Origin of the sequence: Winslowiella sp. 2C04, assembly GCF_050037805.1 — a bacterium.
Taxonomy (GTDB): Bacteria; Pseudomonadota; Gammaproteobacteria; order Enterobacterales; family Enterobacteriaceae; genus Erwinia; species Erwinia toletana_A.
On the sequence record NZ_CP188300.1, the window covers coordinates 4102890 to 4121890 of the forward strand.

A 19001-nucleotide genomic window follows, 5' to 3' on the forward strand; every position below is an offset into this window, starting at 1 on the left:
AAATTCTTCTGGACATAACTGTCTTCGTACTTAGCCCGCTTATTTTCAAATAATATGGCGCATAACGGTTAACCCATATCACCCGATTTTAGCGATGGCAATTTAGAAACCAGCCGCAAAGAAACCGTTAAGCCTTCCAGCTGATAATGCGGACGCAGAAAGAATTTCGCCGCGTAATACCCAGGCGTGTCTTCACTTTCTTCCACCACCACTTCTGCTGCCGCCAGTGGTTTACGCGCTTTAGTCTCCTGTGAGGAATTTTTCGGATCGCCATCGACATAATTCATCACCCAGTTATTCAACCAGTGCTGCATTTCGTCACGCTCGCGAAAAGAGCCGATTTTGTCGCGGACAATACACTTCAGATAATGAGCAAAACGGCAGCAGGCGAACAGATAGGGTAAACGTACCGCGAGACGAGCGTTGGCGGTGGCATCGCTATCGTGATACTCCGCGGGCTTCTGCAATGACTGTGCACCGATAAAGGCGGCAAAGTCAGAGTTCTTGCGGTGTACCAGCGGTATAAATCCGTTTTTCGCCAGCTCCGCTTCACGGCGATCGCTGATAGCGATTTCCGTCGGGCACTTTAAATCAACCCCACCATCATCACCCGGAAATGTATGTGCTGGCAGATTCTCGACTGCACCGCCGGATTCCACTCCGCGTATTGAGGTGCACCAGCCATACTGTTTAAACGATCGATTAATGTTTGCCGCCATCGCATAGGCCGCATTGCTCCAGGTGTAATTACTGTGGTCAGCGCCGTCACACTGCTCTTCAAAATTAAAGTTATCAACCGGATTGGTGCGAATACCGTAGGGCAGGCGTGAAAGAAAACGCGGCATCACCAGACCGAGGTAACGCGCATCCTCAGATTCACGCAGGCTGCGCCACGCGGCATACTCGGTGTTCTGAAAAATTTTGCTCAGATCACGTGGATTAGCCAGCTCCTGCCAGGACTCCATCTGCATAATACCTGCCGCCGTTCCGCTGATAAACGGGCAGTGAGAAGCCGCACCAATACGTGCCATTTCGCCGAGTAACTCCACGTCCTGCGGGCTGTGATCGAAATAGTAATCTCCCACCAGACAGCCGAAAGGCTCGCCGCCGAACTGGCCATACTCCTCTTCATAGACCTTTTTAAAAATTGGGCTTTGGTCCCAACTGACACCTTTATAACGCTTCAGCGTGCGCCCCAGCTCACGCTTTGAGATGCTGATAAAGCGCACTTTGAGCATTTCATCACTCTCGGTGTTATTCACCAGATAGCTCAGCCCGCGCCATGCACCTTCCAGCTGGCGAAAATCCGGGTGATGAATAATCTGGTTGATCTGCTGAGACAGCTTTTGATCAATTTCGGCTATTAACGCCTGGATAGTTCGGTAAGCATCATTGGATAGCGTCAGGCTGTGTTCGAGAGCCTGCTGTGCCAGAGTCTTTACCGCGCTTTCAACGGCTGCCCGTGCCTGATCGCTTTTCGGTCGAAACTCTTTGTTTAACAGGGCGCTAAATTGGTCTTCACTAAACTGCTGCACAGATTGCTCGGGCTGTAGTTGATTCATCAGTTACCCCTCTTTATCCGGGCTGTTGGCCGCTTGATCCGCCGACTGCGGTACATAGCTCAACGATTTTAGTAAGCCAGGATCCTGCAGAATATTCGCTATCAGCTGCTCGGCACCATTTTTGCCATCCATATAAGTCAGCAAATTTGACAGCTGAGTCCGGGCATCAAGCAGCTGGCTCAGCGGCGCGACTTTACGGGCCACGGCGTCTGGTGAAAAATCATTGAGGCCATGAAAAGTCAGGTCGATATTCAATCCTTCCTCTCCGGTCAGGGTGTTTTCGGTACGGAACGTCACCCGAGGCTCAAGAGCTTTCATACGATCGTCAAAATTATCGACATCAATATCGATAAATTTGCGATCGCCGATTTCCGGCTGATTTTCACCTGACTTACCGACCAAATCCGCCATTACGCCCATGACAAAAGGCAGTTGTACTTTGCGATCGGCACCATAAACTTCCACGTCGTATTCAATTTGCACGCGTGGCGCACGATTTTGGGCAATAAACTTCTGCCCGCCAGCTTTGTTGTTATGCATAGTTCGCTCCATCTGTTAGGCGATACAGGAAAGAAAGGGACGACTGAGGCCAGTGGCATTCAGTTAGCACGTCGGCCAAAGATATTTTCCAGCTGATTAACGCCGTCTGGTGCCAGCTCGCGCACCATATCCATAAAATCCAGTCCAATAACCCGCTGCACACGCTCGATCATTAGCGGAGCAGGATGTCCCGGCTCGTATTCGGTAAAATACTGTTTAACCTGCTCCAGCATCAGCAGAGCGTCACCACGTGACTGAGGACCGGAAGCTCTCCAGATCGGCTCCTTTGACTGCGGCAGAATTATGGCAGCGGTGGTCTGCTTTATTTCATCTGCGCTGCTGGCTGACGTAATCATCATTGCAACAGGGGTTATACGGCAGGCCTGCTCGACCGTGCTGACTGTTTTCATCAGCTGATTCATTGCAGGAACGCCCGCTTCCCCTAGCTGTTCTGTCAGCATCAGCTTGATAGTTTGCAAGCACTCACTTATTGTTTTGATCGCATCAATATTGGGATGCTCACTGCGTGACAGTTCATCCATCAATCGTACGCGGCCGCCGGGATAATCAGGAAAGTCAGTTTTGCTGCCTTCCAGTAGCGCGAAGGCATCACGCAAACTGATTTCATCAGCCACTGAACGCAACAGCGGCGCCTGACGGACCGCCAGGGTTAAGGCTGATTTATCACTCAGTCCCGCCAGCACGTTAATACGATAGTGAGGACTCACTTCGCCCCACTCTTCCAGCGCCGGATAAAGCGATTGCCAGAATTGTTGTAGTGACTGTGTAATCAGCTGCAAACCTTTGGCATAACCGCTCAGGCCTTTAAGCTGTGTCCATGCACGAGTCAGAGCCAGCATTGCACGCAGATCTTTACTACGAAGCAGCAGCCCGGATGCCAGCGCTTCAACTTTGTTCCAGTCGGCCGGTTCGGCGGGGATCAGGGTGTCGCCAAATTGCTGTTCAGCCTTGCCGGCGCAGGCAAGCTCCATCGCGATAAAATCAGCGTCATATTCAAGGTTTTCTCCACAAGGTCGCTCGGCACTAAGCGGCGCTAATAATGCATCGAGATCCATATCGATTCCTTTCTTCAGGTTTAGTCGAACATTGGCGGATAGAGGCCATGGCGTCCCGGCCTTGCACCTCCAGCCGGATCAAACAGCAGCGAAAACAGCTGGCCGGTCAGATTGCCGCTATGAACATGGGTATAAAGAGGGAAACCATCGGTCTGATTACTCCACCAGAAACTGGTGTAATGCTGCGGATCAAAACAGTCGGAAACCTGCTTCCAGCTCAGGGTGCTGATATTGTCGCCATAGCCGATCACATCAAAAATATCCGAGCGTTGGTCTGCTGCCGGATCCGGTGGTGCGGGAATAGCCAGCAGCGCCTGGTCAAGTTGTTCAGCGGAGTAGCAATGGTGTACAGCATGCTTCAGAGCGCTACCCAGCTGCTGATACCATTCACCGGCCATTGACAGCATCTGCGGTGACCACTGCGTTGAGGTAAAGGTGCGTTGCGCGCAAACCGGATAGTGACGACCGACACTGTCAGATGCCGGCAGCAGGCACCCCATCTGTATCAGCTGACTGTCCAGCATCGGCGGCACAACAAAATTCCATACCGGCGCGTGGCTAAAATGACGTCCATTCGCCTGCCGCTCGCCAGCATTTTTTTGCCAGTTAACCAGCCCGACCTGAAACCAGTGGGTCCATTGATTGATCAACGCGTCAGGGAAGCGTCGCTGCAAAAAGTCTCCGGCACTGGGTAATTTTCCGTACCAGCCAATCACAGTGGAATTACTCATTATCATTTCCTTACAGCTATGGGCATGAGAAGCCGGGAAGTTGAAACGGATTGCGGATACTGTTTGGCGTAAACTCCAGAGTGACCTGATGACCATCCAGATTAAAGCTGGCCTGACGGCTCAGATTGCTGCTGCCGTTGGCCAGACGTGCACGATCAAAAAAGCGGTTAAGCGCCCATGGGCCACTGGTCACCAGCGTTGACGTCTTACCGTTAGCCAGCCCCAGCTGCATACGCACCTGACTGGTACCACCCGTGCCGGGCCAGCTCACCAGCTGTACCACCTGCGGTCCATGGCTGTAGCGCAGGATCTGACCATCAACATCCAGCGTAAGAGTTAAGATGTCGTTGTCCATGCTCACCGTGCGCACCGTGGTACGAAAAGAGGGAGCACTGGCTCCATTGGCAAAAAAAGCATCGCGAATGCTCTGCGCCTGCTGAAACGGTCGCAGGATGGCCTCCCCGCCGGGTAATGTTTTTCCGTCAATACCTGGCATAAAACGCCAGCTGGCTTGGGTGGTATCAACTTTATTGGCCAGGTTATCGCGAAAAAAACTGTCCATCAGCCCACTGCCGGGAGCAAACATTCGTGCCAAATCGTCCGGCGTCACCTCTGAACGGCCCGAACGCGCCAGCGGATAGCGACCGGCAATGGCCTGACGGCAAAAACTGCCAACTTCAACATTGATACGCTTGCTGACGTTTTCCAGGTCACGCCGCTGGGTATCGCTGCTGGCTCCCACCGCCAGACTGCTCAGCATGGTTTGTAATGGACCCGGCAGACGCCCTGCACTGGCCTGCAAGCGGCTGATTGACTCCGCGGCGGGCGGTGGCATACCACTATTCGCCGCATCCTGAACCGCGGTCAGATAGCGATAAAGATCATCAATTTGATGGAGAATATCGTCGAAAACCAGGGCGCTGCCGCCTTTTTCCAGCGGTTGTGCCAGCTCAATCAACGCGGCAAAGTGATGGTTTACCGCCTGCTCGGGCGACGGCGGCGAATCGACCCGTGCTGTCGGCTGCGGCGCACGAAACAGTGCCTGTAAGGTTTGTGCCGCACGACCAGATGGTACTTCCGGAAGCGGCTTCACCTCGCCGCCCTGCTCTGGTAAGCGTTCCAGCATCAGATAATGGCTGAGATTAACCACCAGCCTGCGCAGCGGTGAATTGTTGCCGGAGAGCAGACGCGCGGTATTAATGCGCTGCGCCAGGTTGGCGCTGTTGTTCAGCTGGATATCCTGCATCAATCCTTCCCACTGAGCGATATAGTCAGTGAGATAGAGCTGACGCACTGCACTGTCGATTTGCTGCTGGTCCTCGTTCTGGCTGTGGCCACCCAGCACCCATATGTCGTCCTTATGCAACTCGGCGGTGACGCCATCGATGTTTTTATTAAAATTGTTCCAGTATCCCTCTGGAGTAAACAATCCGTTAATTCCCTCAATGGCAGAAGCGCCGCTCTTGCGCGAAAACACCAGCTCACTTTGTGGCCCGCCAAGAGATGACAGAGAGGCTGGTTTTAAGTTTGCGTTAGGCTCCAGTAGCCGTTTCAGGCGTCCATAAACACGCTGTGATAAAGGAACCTGATTAATGAGTGCCTGCTGGCGGGTAATCAGATTGTCATCACGTGCATAAGGAGACGTCTGTCGCTGAGGTTCCAGTAACTGCGTCAGATGGTCTTCAAGCTGTTTAATCTGCTGCTGGGTTATCCCCGATGACAGATTTCGCTGCACATTCAACATCAGCCAGGCGTGCAAAAACTTACCGTCGTAGCGTTCAGGCAGATAAAGCATTTGATAAGCCTTTAATGCTTCATAACTGTAATCCGCATCGCTGCCGTTATCATTGCGCAACCAGTGCGTCATCGCCTGTGCCGCCAGCGGCAATAACAGCTGGCGTAGTGACTTCTGATATAACGTCATGGAGGCATCGCTGACCTCAACGCCGCGATACAGCCCCATGCGCCACGTCAGCGGTGGCGCGGTAATATCAACACTCTGGCTTTGCGGCAAATATCTCAGCTGGTTGAGAAACGGAAGCAGTGTAAACAGATCGTTCTCGCCGCTAATTTGTAGCTGCTTGCTTTGCTGCTCAATCGGCGGCACTTTTTGCTGTACTTCGTGCAGCCAGCGCTGATTGTGGTGATAACTGGTCAGCCAGAGGACAGCAGCGATAACCAGTAACGTCGCCAGCAACAAATAGCCAGACCACAACACCGCACGGTTACGCAGCTCCCACCAGCGGTTACTGCTTGCCAGTCCCGACTCCTGAAAAATCACATCCTGCAGCAGATTTTTCAGAAAGAAACTCTGGCCTTTATTTGCCGGAACCGGCGCAGCTTTATTAACCCGCTTCCAGGCGTTATCGGTATTTACATGCGGCTCTTTGTCCGCAACCGGCTGCAACTGCATGGCCCGATGCAGTTCGCCCATTACTCGATCAAAGGGCAGCCCCTCCTGAGTTCCGCTGGCAAAATAAATTCCTCGAGGGAAAAAAGGCGCTTCAAAGTCAGAACGAGAAAACACATTGCCAAGCATCTCAATCAGCAGATGACGTAATGCGGCAAACTGTTGAGGAAACAGATAACTTTCGGCGCGAGCCTGAGTATTTTGTTCCTGTAGCAGAGTATCCGGCAGCCCGGCCTCCAGCCTTTGTTGCAGCTGCGAATAGTGATAACTGCATGTCTCAGCCAGATCAAAATCCGCCTGTTCAACCCGCTCGCGAGGGAAAGTAAAGCCCCAGATCTGATCGCGCTGCGCTTTATCAAAGCCGGCAAAATAGGCGTTAAAGCCTTTCAGTAAGTCGGTTTTGGTTACCAGCACATATACCGGGAATCCAATGCCTAACTGTTGATGCAGCTCGGCCAGTCGCTGATGCAGTGAGCGAGCGTGCTGCTGCGCAACCTGCGGATCCTGCGTCAGCAGATCGGCCACGCTGATCGTCAGGATGACGCCATTAATTGGCTGGCGAGCGCGATATTTACGCAGTAATGTAATAAAACGCTGCCACTCTCCGGCATCTTGCGCCTGCTGGCTCTGTTGCAGAGCGTAACGCCCGGCGGTGTCTATCAATACCGCTTCACTGGTGAACCACCAGTCGCAGTTGCGCGTTCCCCCGACTCCGCGCAATGCGGCTTTGCCAAAACTGTCGGCAAGTGGAAAGTGCAAGCCAGAGTTGAGCAGCGCCGTCGTTTTACCTGCGCCCGGCGCGCCAATAATCAGATACCATGGCAGTTGATAAAGATACTGGCGACTTAACGCCTGGATCCAGCGCGGCTGGAACTTACTTTCGGCGCGGATGAAATGCGCTTTTTTCAACAGCTGAGATGCTTCATTAAAACGCTCCGCCAGCTGCTGCTCTTCGCTGGTGAGCCTCTTAGGCTGGTCCGTACCGGGCGGGGACACGCGGCTGAGGCTTCCGATGAGTTTGCGGTTAAGCCAGGCGTTATATAAACGGGGTATAACGCGGCTGATTGCCCACAGCAGGTAGAGCAAGCCAATCAGTATCTGGCGATTAACTTCGGGCTCGAGTGGCCGGGCGTCAGCAACAGAGAGCAGTGGGCCGACCGTCCAGATGATAAAAGCCAGCGCGGAAATGCCGATAAATCCCCACATCAATCGGCTGGTCATGATAGCGAAAAGTCTGTTCAGCATGCGTTAATTTCCTTGCGACCGGCGATTCAGCTCTGCCCGGGTATTCTCGGGTGCAACCAACAGCGTTATTTCAACCCGTCGATTGCGGGCGCGGTTCTCTGAGCTATCATTGGCTACCAGCGGACTGTTCTCACCGCGCCCTTCAGCTGTTACGCGCTCTGGTTGCGTCAGGTGTGACTGTAATATCTGACGCACCGACTCCGCCCGTGCCAGCGACAGCTCATAATTCGATGCAAAGCGCACGCTGCGTATCGGCAGATTATCGCTGTAGCCCGCCACCTGAATCTGACCACTGACGCTGTTCATCGCCTGGGCGATGCGATCCAGCACCGCCCGATAATTACTGCGTACCGTGGTTGATGCCGAGGCGAACAGACCGTCACCATTGATCGTCACTACGCTCTGATCGGCCTCATCTCGCACGCTGACCAGCCCCTGTTCGATTTCCGTCCGCAGAAACCCCCGCAGGTTAAGTGCCGGTGGCGGTGGTGGTGCCGGATGAGGAATAGTGACGTCAGGCAGAGCAATCTGATAGATCGCCGCCAGTACCGGGCTGACACGATCGCTTAGCCGCCAGTTAAGCGCGATATAAAACAGGCAGGCCAGAAAACCGGCCAGTGCAGTCATCGTCCAGAGCGGCACTACCGGTCGCCACAGCTTGCTGATTTGGGGTTGATCCAGCGGATGTGGCGATAACGGCAATGAATAACTACCGCGCACGCCGTGAATCATCTGCAATAATCGCCGTTTAATGGTTTCCAGCTGTGAGCGCCCGTTGTCCAGCACGCGATAGCGCCCTTCGAAGCCCAGCTGCAGGCAGAAGTTGATCAGCTCCAATAACCAGAGATGTTCCCGCGGGCTTTGCGACAGCTTAGCCAGCAGCTGGAAGAACTTTTCACCGCCCCAGGTTTCATTATGAAAAGTCACCAGCAAACCGCTGCCAGGCCAGACACCTCTGCTACCCCACGGGGTCAGCGCGGCAGCCTCATCCAGCGCGGTGCACAAGCAATAGCGCGCGCCAACGATCATTTCATAGGGCAATCCTGTGCGCTGGCAATGCATCTCAAATTGACGGATCTCGTCGATCAGCTGCTGACGTAATCCCGCTGGATCAGCGTGCGTGACGCAATGGCGAATATCAGGAATGGCATTGAGTAACGAATTAGCCGCAACCACCAACAGGTTGCTGCTGTGCGCGCCAGGGTAAATGGTATTACTGCCGGTGGATTGTCGTTCCTGCATCATGATTGCTCATTGACCGTTATTCAGACTGAATGACTGCGTATTGCCCAGAACTGCATCTCCAGGCCGGGAAAATCTCCCGCCAGATGCAGGGCAAAAGCGCCGGACTTTTCCATTTCCTTCCACAGTTCACCGCCCTTCTCCAGCTCAAAATAGCTGTAGCCAGCATGCCAGGGAATTTGTGGTGGTGGTGTTGGCATTACGCGCAGCACCAGGCCGGGCAACTGCAGATGCACCAGGTCACGAATTTTTGCCACTGGCGCGATTTTCATTTGCGCCGGAAAATGGATATGCAGTGTTTCGCCAGGAATATCGGCACGCACCGCCAGCACAAAGCCAAACTCACGAAGCATTGCATTGTCGGTTACTGTCGCCACGCTGAGGCCGTGAGAACGCTCGGTGAGCACCAGCTGAATAGCATGCTCTTCCAGCACCTGCGATAAGCCGTGGCGCAGCATCAGCATCAGCTCAGCGAAACAACCCGCCAGATCATCCTGGCGGTATTCAGGCAGGGCATGTTCAGGAAAACGTCGGGAAGTATAGGTCGTCAGTTCACAGGCAAAGGCCAGCCAGTGGCGCCAAAGCTGTTCGGGATGCAGTACGGGAAGGTTTTTGAAGTGGCTGATCTGGCCAACATGGTAATTGAGTAATGCCAGCAGCATAAAATCAACGGTATCAGCCTGGTTAAAACGGCCTGGTTGCTGCAGCCGCAGGCCCAGCTGCTGACAGCGCTGTGTCAGTATATTCTGGAGATCATGAAGGTAATCACGCAGCGGGGCGCAGGCTTTGCAGTTAAGCAGCGGAGGAATGTAATGGGTGTCGAGGCGCAACTGATTTTCGCTACGAGTATCATTGAACTGCGCTACGCCTATTGCCGTCCACTCTGCCGACAGCTCACTTTCCAGCATCAGTTTCAGCCGCAATCTGCCAAACTGAATCGCGGTCTGCCCCATTGAGACTGCATTAAAATCCTCAACATCCTGTTCAAAACTCACGAAACGCGCCAGTGAGTCCGTAGCGTCGTCAAAGATCAGCTCTTCGCGACCGCCACGACGCGCAGGCAATGCCAGTACCACTTTTGCCCCGCCGGAAGGGTCTGTAAGGGATAATGGAGTCGGCGCATTGCGTCCGTCGCGAAAGGAAAAGTAGGTTCCGTCTGGCAGCAGGCCGCTGGCAGAGTTAAGGGCTACTTGCCCCTGCCGCAGCAAAGTCAGATTGATGTCAAAATCGAAAAAACCCCACAGCCAGGGGTGCTGAACCTCTGCCCTGGCGTGAATAAGATGATGAAAATAGCTTTCCGATTGCTGAAAATGGTGTGGGCGCAGAAACATCCCTTCGCTCCACACCACTTTTGCTGTGTGATTCATAATGACTTCCTTTTCATAGAATTAACTTTTTCAGCGAATGACGCGAATGCCGTTAATATCAGCAATAATCTCTGCATCTGACTCCACTGACGATCCTTGCCAGATGGATTTAAAAAAGCCCTCACCAGAGGCCGGAAGCGGCAGTGACAGCCGCCATATCTTGCCATCAAGCGACTGGTACTCAGCCAGGATGCCAAGGTAACGCGCTTCCCCCTCGCCCTGACCGCTGATTTTTTTATTTAACTGCCCGGGCCGCAGAAAAAACTGCTCGCTGTTAAGCAAATTGGCCCCCAGTAAAGCCCGGGTATCGCTTTGCAGCGACCAGAAATCTGCCGCCATAAAATCCGCATCTGATTTAAGTAACAGCACTCTCACCTTGAGCGGTGCTGAATCATTGATTTGCGGGTGCGCCTGAAAAGACAGGTTGTAACGCACCTGCGAACTGGTTGAAGGCGAAATACAGCCAAATAACAGCGGCAGCGCCGCCAGTATTAAGATCGGAAAACTCAGACGCAGCCAGTGAAATCCCTGCATAGCGATGATTCCATTAGGGCGATGTTAATCAATGATCCAGGTACCGTTATTTGCGCTCTGGCAAGCTTTACTCTCGCCATCAACGGCCACACAGGTCGGCTTAGCGGGCTGATTGCTCCTGACACGTTTACGCCGGGAGTCGGCTTTGACGGTCTTATCCCAGAGTTCACTTTTCACTCCGGCACGCAAAGGAACATAGCCAATTAACTCTTGCTGATCTCCGGCAATCGCAAACCAGCCATTTTCTACCTTGCCTGCAACGGTGTAGGTTTCACCGTTATTCAGATAGCGTATTAGTTTGCCGCCAAAATCAGGACGACTCATGACTGACGCGTTATACAGCGCACGATACTCTTCATTCAGCGGTGTGAACTGTGCCGGTGGCACAATGGCGTACCGGTAGTTCAGCTTCACGCCGTCGACAGTGGTGGAAACTATCGTCTCATCCGTTAATGGCGGGGTGGGAGCGATACAACCGACAAGGCTTAAAACCCCAATCAGGCTTAGTGCGACACGAATTTTCACCATGATCCTCATAAATTTTCTTAACAATAATGACGTCACGCCAGGATCGCTGGCGAGGTAAACACGCTCTTAAAAAAACTTCCGACTAGCTGAAAAACGCCATCGGCTCCGCTCTGGCCAACAGATAAAAATGCCAGTTAATTTAATTAAACTTATTAATAATCAAAAAATATTTATGGACTAAAAACAAAGCAATATCAGAATAATTGATAAGCGAACGAGTAAATAGACACTGCACTCCTGTGCTGGAATGATGAACGCCAGGGGATAACGCTCATCATGCCCTAAAACTTCCTTGATTCGATTCTCTACTATCGTAGGGAGAGAGACTTTCACTGAGATGATGGTTTAATAGCTAAGCATGTGCATTAATTTCTGATATTAATCATTTAAATCAGAATATTAATCAAACATCACCAATCCATGGCTACCGCACGAGTTTGCACCCGGTAACGCCCAACTGCGTTTCACTGCGGCCTGAAAGATCATAATTTGCGCAGTTTATCGTGTCCCGACAAAAATTCAACGGTTTGTTAACCAACCGATAATCATTAATTATTCTTAAACCTGAAAATAATCACAAATCTTCGATATTTTGCGCCGCGGCTGTAGGAAGCAGCTGACAAACATTGATAAAATTTATGATACACCGCACAAAAAAACGCCAACACTGAGGAGTTGAGTAGTGAAAAAAACTTTTCGGATTTTTTTATCGCTGCCTCGCGGGGCACAAACGGATGATGAAATCAGCAAGTAAGATTATTTTTAGCGGAACGGCTAAGAGGAGTGCGGTTACCAGTAAGATAATGCTCTGGCTGGTAACCGGACAGCAGGAAAAGCAGAAGCGATCGATTAAGCGCTGAGAATTTCAGCCAGCTGTTTCAGTGAAGAGACCTGCCAGGTAGGCTCAATCCCTTCAGGCCTGGCGCGGTTATCAGCATTCAGCCAGCAGGTTGCCAGACCCGCATTGATGCCGCCCAGAATATCTGAATCCGGGTTATCTCCCACCATCATGACGCGCTCGCGCGGTGGATTGCCCATTTTCTCCAGCGCATAGTCAAAGATCGCCGGATGGGGTTTCGCGTAACCCACTTGTTCCGAAATCACCAGCAGATCAAAGTATTCAAGGAAACCGGTACGCTGTAAACGCGCCTGCTGTAGCGCAGTAAAGCCATTAGTGATGATGCCCATTTTGACCTGGCCTTTCAGCAGGTTCATCAGGCCAACAGCACCTTCCAGTGGAATACAGATCTCCGCCATCGCCGCCAGAAAGCCGCTGTTAAGCTCGTGTGGCTCAACACTAAGTTTATCCGCCCAGCCCTGAAAACGTTGGTGCTGAAGCTGTAGTGCATTGATTACACCGTTTTGATAATCCACCCACAACGGTTTGTTTACCGCCTGATATTCATCATAATCTGCGGTGGTAAACTGCACATCATATTGCTCAAACAGGCGCTGCAAGCCGGCATAGGCATCAAAGTGAAATAGGGTGTCGTCAGCGTCGAATAAGATCCAATCCCAATCTTTTAACATCTTGTCGTTAAATCCTGTTTTATCTGCACCGGCATTGTCCGCTACAGGGTGAGAGCCATTATCAGTGCGTCTTCACGTCCCTCTGCTGTCGGGTAATAATTTCTGCGCACCGATACCTCATTAAATTCCAGCTGTTCATAAAGCGCTATTGCCCCGAGGTTTGAGGCGCGCACTTCCAGCCATAGCGTTAACACCTCGCGCTGTGTCAGCTCGGTGATGATGTGTTCCAGCAACTGACGCCCCAGTCCACGCCGCTGAAAAGCTGGATCAACCGCTATATTGAATAGCGTGGCCTCATCAAGCACAACCTGTGTTACGGCAAAGGCAGCCATCACGCCATCGACATCAAGCCGATAATTGAGATAACGCTCACCCTGATTGCTGGCAAAGGTTTTTTCCGTCCACGGAAAAGCATGGCTACGCTGCTCGATGGCAAATGCGTGGCTAAGGTCGTTCGGGGTGAGTAAAGAAATCTGATTCATGTTCACAGATCTGCTGCCACAGTGCGCGTTTGGCGCTGGCATTATGATAGAGCTCATCAAGAGCAGGAGAAGCAAGCTGGGTGCCCTGTACCGCCAACGGCGCATCAATGCCTAAACGCCAGCTGGCACAATGATTATCATCCGGCAACATCGCCAGTTGATCCGGTGTTAATGCGAAAACATCATGCGGATTGATCGCCAGCGCGCGCAACACGTCGCTGACTAACGGATCCTCAGTAGAGGGCGGCACATCGGCGATAATCAGCAAGCGCGTATGCGTCGGCAAGGAGACAGCAATTTCCCCTTGTAAGGCACGCGGACGCCGCAGTACATACTGCGTAATGCCCATTTGCTGTAATAACCAGTCACGTCTGGAAGACATATTTTTTCCTGTCTGGTCGCCCGATTGCGTCGCTATGCTAACAAACCCATCGAATATGCGCCAACAAACCACGCTATCGCTGCACAATCCCTTACCCGACATTCATTCTGCTGCTGCCTTGCTGCAACATGGACGACTTCAGGTATAATCGCGGTTCTGATTTAAAAGGAGCCATCCGATGTCCGCTTTTACCCCGGCCAGTGAAGTTATTCTGCGCCACAGTGATGAATTTATTGAACGCCGCGTGCTGTTTGCCGGTGACCTGCAGGATGACCTGCCCGCTCAACTGGAGACTGCACACAGCAAAGTTCATACCCAGCAATATCATCACTGGCAGACCCTGAGCCGTGCGATGGGCGAAAATGCGCAATACAGCCTGGTGGCCAGCGCCGCGATGGTCAGTGAATGCGATACCTTAATTTACTACTGGCCGAAAAATAAGCCGGAAGCGCTGTTCCAGTTGCAGAACCTGCTGTCGCTGTTACCTGTGGGTAGCGATATCTTTGTTATCGGCGAAAACCGCAGCGGCGTTCGCAGTGCAGAAGAGATGGTCAGCAAGTGGGCATCGCTGAATAAAATTGACAGCGCGCGCCGCTGCGGCCTGTATCACGGCCGTCTCGACACGACCCCGGCGTTTAATGCCGAAAGCTTCTGGGGCGAATATGCTCTCGGCGACTTCACCATCAAAACGCTGCCGGGCGTATTCAGCCGTGACGGACTGGATATTGGCAGCGAGCTGTTGTTGTCGACCTTTACCGCTCATACCAAAGGTAAAGTTCTGGATGTCGGTTGTGGCGCTGGAGTGCTTTCTACCCTGCTGGCCAGCCACTCACCCAAGGTACGCCTGTGGCTGACCGATGTCAGCGCCGCCGCAATTGAAGCGAGTAAGGCTACTCTGGCGGCTAATCAGCTGGAAGGCGAAGTATTTGCCAGCAACGTTTACTCTGACGTGAACGGCCGCTTCGATATGATTATCTCCAATCCGCCGTTTCATGATGGGATGCAGACCAGCCTTGACGCCGCACACACCCTGATTCGCGGTGCAGCAAAACACCTTAATATGGGCGGTGAACTGCGCATAGTTGCCAACGCCTTCCTGCCGTATCCGACGATTCTTGATGAGACGTTTGGCAGCCATGAAGTGCTGGCGCAGACCGGGCGTTTTAAGGTTTATCGTGCAGTGTTAAGTCGTGCGGCGAAAGCAAAACGCTAATCAGTGATTTGTTGCCGCTGCCGGTTTTCGCAACTTACTGATTCAGCTAATCGTCATGGAGATGTTGCTTTTTAACGCAATCATTCCATGACGATGAAATATCTGTTGACGTCCCGGTGAAAATCTCTAGAATGCGCCTCCGTGGTTGCAATACTAATAAAGTATTGTCGGTATGCGAAGGTGGCGGAATTGGTAGACGCGCTAGCTTCAGGTGTTAGTGTCTTAACGGACGTGAGGGTTCAAGTCCCTCTCTTCGCACCAACAACCATGATATTGCTTTGCATTTGCGCGAAGGTGGCGGAATTGGTAGACGCGCTAGCTTCAGGTGTTAGTGTCTTAACGGACGTGAGGGTTCAAGTCCCTCTCTTCGCACCAATGCAGCAGTGATACAAAATTTACAACGACGATGCGAAGGTGGCGGAATTGGTAGACGCGCTAGCTTCAGGTGTTAGTGTCTTAACGGACGTGAGGGTTCAAGTCCCTCTCTTCGCACCAAGTTGTAAACTCTTCCTGTTGTCCCTTCCCCTCTGATTTAAATTACTTCCCTGTTTTTGTGACTTCCCTTACCAGACGGTAAATTTCAACGAAATCGCGACCAGACATCCGGCCAGTGCTACGCATGAAGGCAGCAGCAGATAATGACGCAGCTTTTTATGATAGAGCATACTGACGGTCGCCAGCAGCGCGATAACCATCACCAGACGCCACTGATTAAATGAGAGTTCCATCATTGCCATTACCGGCATAATGGCACAAGGTAACAGCACGCCCCAGGCGCTATCCAGTCGTTTTCCTGACATCCAACCCACTCCCCCTGTTCACCTGCCATTGCTACCCGTTAACCTTCAGGTTGCAGATAGCTGGCTACACTCTTCGCTACGCATAGATGATAATGATTACCAATAGCATATGATAATTTTTTTCATTATGCAGCAAGAATTGTTGAAACTTTGACCCTGAGGATGACAGGCCATTGCTAAAGTGATAAATTGCGCACGATCAATATCTATAAAATCAAAATAATAACAGCTAAAAACTATTCCTGTTCGAATAATAAATTCGAATTCAGGCGTAGTGCTTTGATATTTCAGGGCTGCAGCGAGTATATATATGAAATTACAAACTTATGACGAATTGCTTCACAGCAAATATCGGCTAACTGTGATGTTATTTCTTTTTTTAAACACAGCCACATCACTGTTCTTTTTACTCAATAACCATTATCAATCGGCGTCGCAGATACTGTTGCCAACGGCACTGATCCCGTTACTGAGCACGGTGCTTTTAGGCTGGATGTTCTTAAAGCCACAAGCCAAATTCCCGCTATTAAATATTGTCGCGCTGATAACAGGAATACTTTGGGCCTGGCATATCGCCCTGAGGTATGAGCTGGTATTTTATTTTGATGGCAGTTACCTGATGATCAGTTTAATCAGTATTTTCTTTATCAGCTCGATTGCCCTGAGCGATCATCTGCTGGCATTTTGCCTGCATACCGCGCCCGCCGTGGTGACCGTACTGATACTCGACAACGGTAATAACTTGCTGATGATTCTGTTCACCATTGCGCTACCGCTGACCGGATTTACCCTGCACCACTTTATGCGGCGGCGCAGCGACAGCTTTACCCGCCGGCTGATGTCTCAGCTTTACGAAGAAAAACAGACCTATAGCGATCTCAGCATGCTCGATCCGTTGACCGGTTTATATAATCGTCGCGGCTTAAACAATCGTCTTCAGAACGTGCTGGAGAACCACTCCGGCAGTCATTTCGTGCTGCTGCTGGATATTGATCATTTCAAAGCTTATAACGACAATTACGGCCATGCTATGGGCGATCAGGCACTGGCACGCGTCTCAGTCGCGATCCGCGATGCGGTGCGCTCGCGCGATATTGTCACACGCTACGGTGGTGAAGAGTTTCTGGTGCTGCTGACCAATGTTAATGCCTCAATTGCCCTGAAACTGGCTGAGCGTATTCGTCAGTACGTAATGGATTTAGATATTCCGCACCGGTTTAATGAACGGGTCGCCACGCACGTTACTATCAGCGCGGGTATCGCTCCCCTGTTTGACGATGACTTTGAGCAGGCGCTGGCGAATGCCGATCGCGCACTGTACGTGGCTAAAAATCAGGGGCGCAATACTATTCTTTGCTGGGATACGCTGGCGGCAGCCACTTCCAACGTGCCCGCCGATATTCACTGATCGCAGCCCTGTCACGGGGCTGCTTATTTCCCACCAGACTTTCTGCCAAATAAAATTCAAAACTATAATGCCTGTTAATCGGTTATTTATCGTTTTGAGATCGCTTTACACGCTGAATTGCTACCCGCGACGCTAATTATCTGAGCATCAGAAAAAACTGATTCAGCGCTTCAGGGGTTCGCAGAGATCGGGTGGCGAGAAATGCTATCGACGAAAGAGTGCCGTTGATCAGCTTGCCTGCGTTTTACATCCTGGATAGAATCAAGAACGATTATCATTTGTTTTCGTATCACGGTAACGCTGCACACAGGATGCCCATGGCAATCATTACGCGTCAGGCTTATGAGTATGGTTCGAGTCCACTGATCTTTCTGCAAAGTGACAGATCGCTGAGCAGTGCGCTGCATGCGCTGTTTACTGAACATCGTGCTCATTTCCTCGACAGCGTTAAGCTGGGTGAAGAAGCTCCGGCTGGCTGTATGCCGCTGGCAAACTGGTCGCAAGCTGATACGTTTTTACCGCTCACTCAGCGGTACAGCGACTACCTCTATCGCGATCATCCGGATACGCCACGCGAAGCCAAACCGCTACAGTCACTGTGGGCGCAATGGTATTTCGGCCTGATTGTGCCACCGATGATGATGGCGCTGTTGCTGGAGCCGCGCGCGCTCGACTGTTCGGCAGAGCATTTCCATATTGAGTTCCATGAGACTGGCCGCCCGGCCTGTTACTGGCTCGACGTGCGTGAAGATGACGACGCCCGCTATCTCAGCGCCCGCCAGCGCATCGACCGCATGATCCAGCGCCATCTGCTGCCGGTGGTGCAGGGGATTGAGCAACATGGCGACATCAATGCCAAACTTATCTGGAATAACACCGGTTACCTGATGCACTGGTTTCTCGGTGAACTGAAACCTTTCCTCGATGAAGATACGCTGGTCACTCTCGAGCATGCGCTGTTCTTCTCGCGTGAGCTGCTGAACGGTGCAGATAATCCACTGTATCGCACCATGATCCCACGCGACGGCGCCATGCAGCGCCGCAGCTGCTGCCAGCGCTATCGTATTCCTGATGTGCAACGCTGCGGTGACTGCACGTTAAAGTGCGCCTGATCTCAGCGGCTTGCTGACAAATTTTTTGCCCGTTTGGCCTTGAGAATCCGCTGCCGGTTTATTGTGATGTATCACTGCAAACCTTTGCTGAAGTGCTGCCCGCCGCCGGAGCGATTCACAGCGCGGTGCGCATCTCGCCGCAGCAGATGGCCGAGCTGACCGCCGCAGAATGGTTTGATGTGTGTCAGCCCGCTGACTAGCCTGCAATTGTTGACAGCGGCCTGTTGCCGCTGCCCGCACGGCACAAAGCACAATGTTCTGCATTGGATGCGGGAAATTTCTGCATCGAACGTTATCAACATCCCTGGTGGTTTCAGCTACAATCCCCCGCGTTGAAAAGTTATGGATTTAACGTGTCTCTGATTCAGATTCATGCTTCGCGCAGCCGCCTGCCCGCCTGGTTGGGACTGTTCGCGATTCTGCTGCTGTTTATTGCGCCGGTGATCTCAAAATCACTGGCACATGCCCATGGCGCAGAGATGCCGATGATGATGATGTCGCACCATGGCGAGATGGCGATGGCAGAGATGCCGCATCATATGTCGTCATCTGAGCGGGTGCGGCCAGCGCCGGTGCACCACATGTCGATGATGGATGATAGCGCCTGCGGCTACTGTGTGCTGCTGATCCATCTGCCACTGAATCTGAGCAACCTGCCTCAACTCTGGAGTATGCTACAGGCGGCGACGCGCCCGATGGCGCGCCCTGAGCCACTGCATATCGCTATCTTTGTTCCCATCCACTTCCGCTCGCGTGCCCCACCGTTTCCGACACTGACTTCCTGAAACGCTAATTTATAAACCTGTCGCGTAAGCAGACAGGCACCTGCACATGCCTGC

17 protein-coding genes, 3 tRNA genes and 1 pseudogene are annotated in these 19001 nt (G+C 52.1%); 8 read left to right on the plus strand and 13 right to left on the minus strand.

The genetic code is table 11. The features are described from left to right. Window positions 1-68 precede the first annotated feature (68 nt). The 12 genes from tssC to ACP3TC_RS18660 form a co-directional block, all read right to left on the minus strand. Window positions 69-1562, minus strand: a complete 1494-nt coding sequence (tssC, locus tag ACP3TC_RS18605; RefSeq protein ID WP_426817018.1) for a type VI secretion system contractile sheath large subunit — start codon at window positions 1560-1562, stop codon at window positions 69-71. 3 nt (window positions 1563-1565) lie between these two features. Then, window positions 1566-2114 carry a type VI secretion system contractile sheath small subunit gene (gene tssB, locus ACP3TC_RS18610; RefSeq protein ID WP_390902496.1) on the minus strand — a complete coding sequence of 183 codons (549 nt, stop codon included), beginning with the start codon at window positions 2112-2114 and terminating at the stop codon, window positions 1566-1568. A 47-nt stretch (window positions 2115-2161) separates the two neighbouring features. Beyond that, window positions 2162-3178 (minus strand): type VI secretion system protein TssA, encoded by a 1017-nt coding sequence (gene tssA / locus ACP3TC_RS18615; RefSeq protein ID WP_426817019.1) that lies wholly within the window; start codon window positions 3176-3178, stop codon window positions 2162-2164. Between the two features lie 20 nt (window positions 3179-3198). Beyond that, window positions 3199-3909 (minus strand): type VI secretion system-associated protein TagF, encoded by a 711-nt coding sequence (gene tagF, locus ACP3TC_RS18620; RefSeq protein WP_313855507.1) that lies wholly within the window; start codon window positions 3907-3909, stop codon window positions 3199-3201. Window positions 3910-3925: 16 nt separating this feature from the next. Then, on the minus strand, window positions 3926-7564 hold the full coding sequence (gene tssM, locus ACP3TC_RS18625; protein WP_426817020.1) for a type VI secretion system membrane subunit TssM: 3639 nt from the start codon (window positions 7562-7564) through the stop codon (window positions 3926-3928). A gap of 3 nt (window positions 7565-7567) precedes the next feature. Further along, window positions 7568-8809, minus strand: a complete 1242-nt coding sequence (locus ACP3TC_RS18630; protein ID WP_426817021.1) for a DotU family type VI secretion system protein — start codon at window positions 8807-8809, stop codon at window positions 7568-7570. Between the two features lie 20 nt (window positions 8810-8829). Further along, a complete protein-coding gene (gene tssK / locus ACP3TC_RS18635; RefSeq protein ID WP_426817022.1) occupies window positions 8830-10173 on the minus strand; it encodes a type VI secretion system baseplate subunit TssK in 1344 nt (447 codons plus the stop codon). Window positions 10174-10203: 30 nt separating this feature from the next. Continuing rightward, complete coding sequence (tssJ, locus tag ACP3TC_RS18640) at window positions 10204-10707, minus strand: type VI secretion system lipoprotein TssJ (RefSeq protein WP_426817023.1); 504 nt, start codon at window positions 10705-10707, stop codon at window positions 10204-10206. Window positions 10708-10731: 24 nt separating this feature from the next. Beyond that, window positions 10732-11235 carry an SH3 domain-containing protein gene (locus ACP3TC_RS18645; protein WP_313855500.1) on the minus strand — a complete coding sequence of 168 codons (504 nt, stop codon included), beginning with the start codon at window positions 11233-11235 and terminating at the stop codon, window positions 10732-10734. Window positions 11236-12084: 849 nt separating this feature from the next. Then, a complete protein-coding gene (gene yjjG, locus ACP3TC_RS18650) occupies window positions 12085-12765 on the minus strand; it encodes a pyrimidine 5'-nucleotidase (protein WP_313855499.1) in 681 nt (226 codons plus the stop codon). 41 nt (window positions 12766-12806) lie between these two features. Continuing rightward, complete coding sequence (gene rimI, locus ACP3TC_RS18655; RefSeq protein WP_313855497.1) at window positions 12807-13247, minus strand: ribosomal protein S18-alanine N-acetyltransferase; 441 nt, start codon at window positions 13245-13247, stop codon at window positions 12807-12809. Continuing rightward, on the minus strand, window positions 13210-13629 hold the full coding sequence (locus tag ACP3TC_RS18660; protein ID WP_426817024.1) for a DNA polymerase III subunit psi: 420 nt from the start codon (window positions 13627-13629) through the stop codon (window positions 13210-13212). Before ACP3TC_RS18660 ends, rimI begins: the two co-directional genes overlap by 38 nt. A gap of 178 nt (window positions 13630-13807) precedes the next feature. Between ACP3TC_RS18660 and rsmC the strand changes: the two genes are divergently transcribed. The 4 genes from rsmC (at window position 13808) to ACP3TC_RS18680 (ending at window position 15337) form a co-directional block, all read left to right on the plus strand. Continuing rightward, the gene (gene rsmC, locus ACP3TC_RS18665; RefSeq protein WP_313855494.1) at window positions 13808-14842 is read left to right on the plus strand and encodes a 16S rRNA (guanine(1207)-N(2))-methyltransferase RsmC; all 1035 of its coding nucleotides are present in this window, start codon (window positions 13808-13810) and stop codon (window positions 14840-14842) included. Window positions 14843-15016: 174 nt separating this feature from the next. After that, window positions 15017-15103: transfer RNA gene (locus tag ACP3TC_RS18670), tRNA-Leu, on the plus strand. Between the two features lie 27 nt (window positions 15104-15130). Continuing rightward, window positions 15131-15217: transfer RNA gene (locus ACP3TC_RS18675), tRNA-Leu, on the plus strand. Between the two features lie 33 nt (window positions 15218-15250). Next, window positions 15251-15337, plus strand: a tRNA-Leu gene (locus ACP3TC_RS18680). A gap of 68 nt (window positions 15338-15405) precedes the next feature. Here ACP3TC_RS18680 and ACP3TC_RS18685 read toward each other — a convergent pair. After that, window positions 15406-15642, minus strand: a complete 237-nt coding sequence (locus tag ACP3TC_RS18685; protein ID WP_313855493.1) for a DUF1435 domain-containing protein — start codon at window positions 15640-15642, stop codon at window positions 15406-15408. A gap of 310 nt (window positions 15643-15952) precedes the next feature. Here ACP3TC_RS18685 and ACP3TC_RS18690 point away from each other — a divergent pair, with 310 nt between their 5' ends. The 4 genes and pseudogenes from ACP3TC_RS18690 to ACP3TC_RS18705 all read left to right on the plus strand — a co-directional run bounded on the left by ACP3TC_RS18690 (window position 15953) and on the right by ACP3TC_RS18705 (window position 18947). Beyond that, on the plus strand, window positions 15953-17050 hold the full coding sequence (locus tag ACP3TC_RS18690; RefSeq protein WP_426817025.1) for a GGDEF domain-containing protein: 1098 nt from the start codon (window positions 15953-15955) through the stop codon (window positions 17048-17050). A 317-nt stretch (window positions 17051-17367) separates the two neighbouring features. Then, window positions 17368-18162, plus strand: coding sequence for a siderophore-iron reductase FhuF (fhuF, locus tag ACP3TC_RS18695; protein WP_313855491.1), 795 nt, complete (start codon window positions 17368-17370; stop codon window positions 18160-18162). A 26-nt stretch (window positions 18163-18188) separates the two neighbouring features. Then, a pseudogene (locus ACP3TC_RS18700) lies at window positions 18189-18362 on the plus strand (YbaK/EbsC family protein); the annotation flags it as partial. Window positions 18363-18515: 153 nt separating this feature from the next. Continuing rightward, on the plus strand, window positions 18516-18947 hold the full coding sequence (locus ACP3TC_RS18705; RefSeq protein ID WP_426817026.1) for a DUF2946 domain-containing protein: 432 nt from the start codon (window positions 18516-18518) through the stop codon (window positions 18945-18947). Window positions 18948-19001 lie beyond the last annotated feature (54 nt).

Bases quoted from the DNA above. Each gene is read 5' to 3' on its own strand.
- ACP3TC_RS18690 (WP_426817025.1), top strand. From the start codon at position 15,953: ATGAAATTACAAACTTATGACGAATTGCTTCACAGCAAATATCGGCTA.
- rsmC (WP_313855494.1), top strand. From the start codon at position 13,808: ATGTCCGCTTTTACCCCGGCCAGTGAAGTTATTCTGCGCCACAGTGAT.
- tssJ (WP_426817023.1), bottom strand. From the start codon at position 10,707: ATGCAGGGATTTCACTGGCTGCGTCTGAGTTTTCCGATCTTAATACTG.
- tagF (WP_313855507.1), bottom strand. From the start codon at position 3,909: ATGAGTAATTCCACTGTGATTGGCTGGTACGGAAAATTACCCAGTGCC.
- tssM (WP_426817020.1), bottom strand. From the start codon at position 7,564: ATGCTGAACAGACTTTTCGCTATCATGACCAGCCGATTGATGTGGGGA.
- tssK (WP_426817022.1), bottom strand. From the start codon at position 10,173: ATGAATCACACAGCAAAAGTGGTGTGGAGCGAAGGGATGTTTCTGCGC.
- tssA (WP_426817019.1), bottom strand. From the start codon at position 3,178: ATGGATCTCGATGCATTATTAGCGCCGCTTAGTGCCGAGCGACCTTGT.
- tssC (WP_426817018.1), bottom strand. From the start codon at position 1,562: ATGAATCAACTACAGCCCGAGCAATCTGTGCAGCAGTTTAGTGAAGAC.
- ACP3TC_RS18685 (WP_313855493.1), bottom strand. From the start codon at position 15,642: ATGTCAGGAAAACGACTGGATAGCGCCTGGGGCGTGCTGTTACCTTGT.
- ACP3TC_RS18630 (WP_426817021.1), bottom strand. From the start codon at position 8,809: ATGATGCAGGAACGACAATCCACCGGCAGTAATACCATTTACCCTGGC.
- yjjG (WP_313855499.1), bottom strand. From the start codon at position 12,765: ATGTTAAAAGATTGGGATTGGATCTTATTCGACGCTGACGACACCCTA.
- ACP3TC_RS18645 (WP_313855500.1), bottom strand. From the start codon at position 11,235: ATGGTGAAAATTCGTGTCGCACTAAGCCTGATTGGGGTTTTAAGCCTT.
- tssB (WP_390902496.1), bottom strand. From the start codon at position 2,114: ATGGAGCGAACTATGCATAACAACAAAGCTGGCGGGCAGAAGTTTATT.
- ACP3TC_RS18660 (WP_426817024.1), bottom strand. From the start codon at position 13,629: ATGTCTTCCAGACGTGACTGGTTATTACAGCAAATGGGCATTACGCAG.
- rimI (WP_313855497.1), bottom strand. From the start codon at position 13,247: ATGAATCAGATTTCTTTACTCACCCCGAACGACCTTAGCCACGCATTT.
- fhuF (WP_313855491.1), top strand. From the start codon at position 17,368: ATGGCAATCATTACGCGTCAGGCTTATGAGTATGGTTCGAGTCCACTG.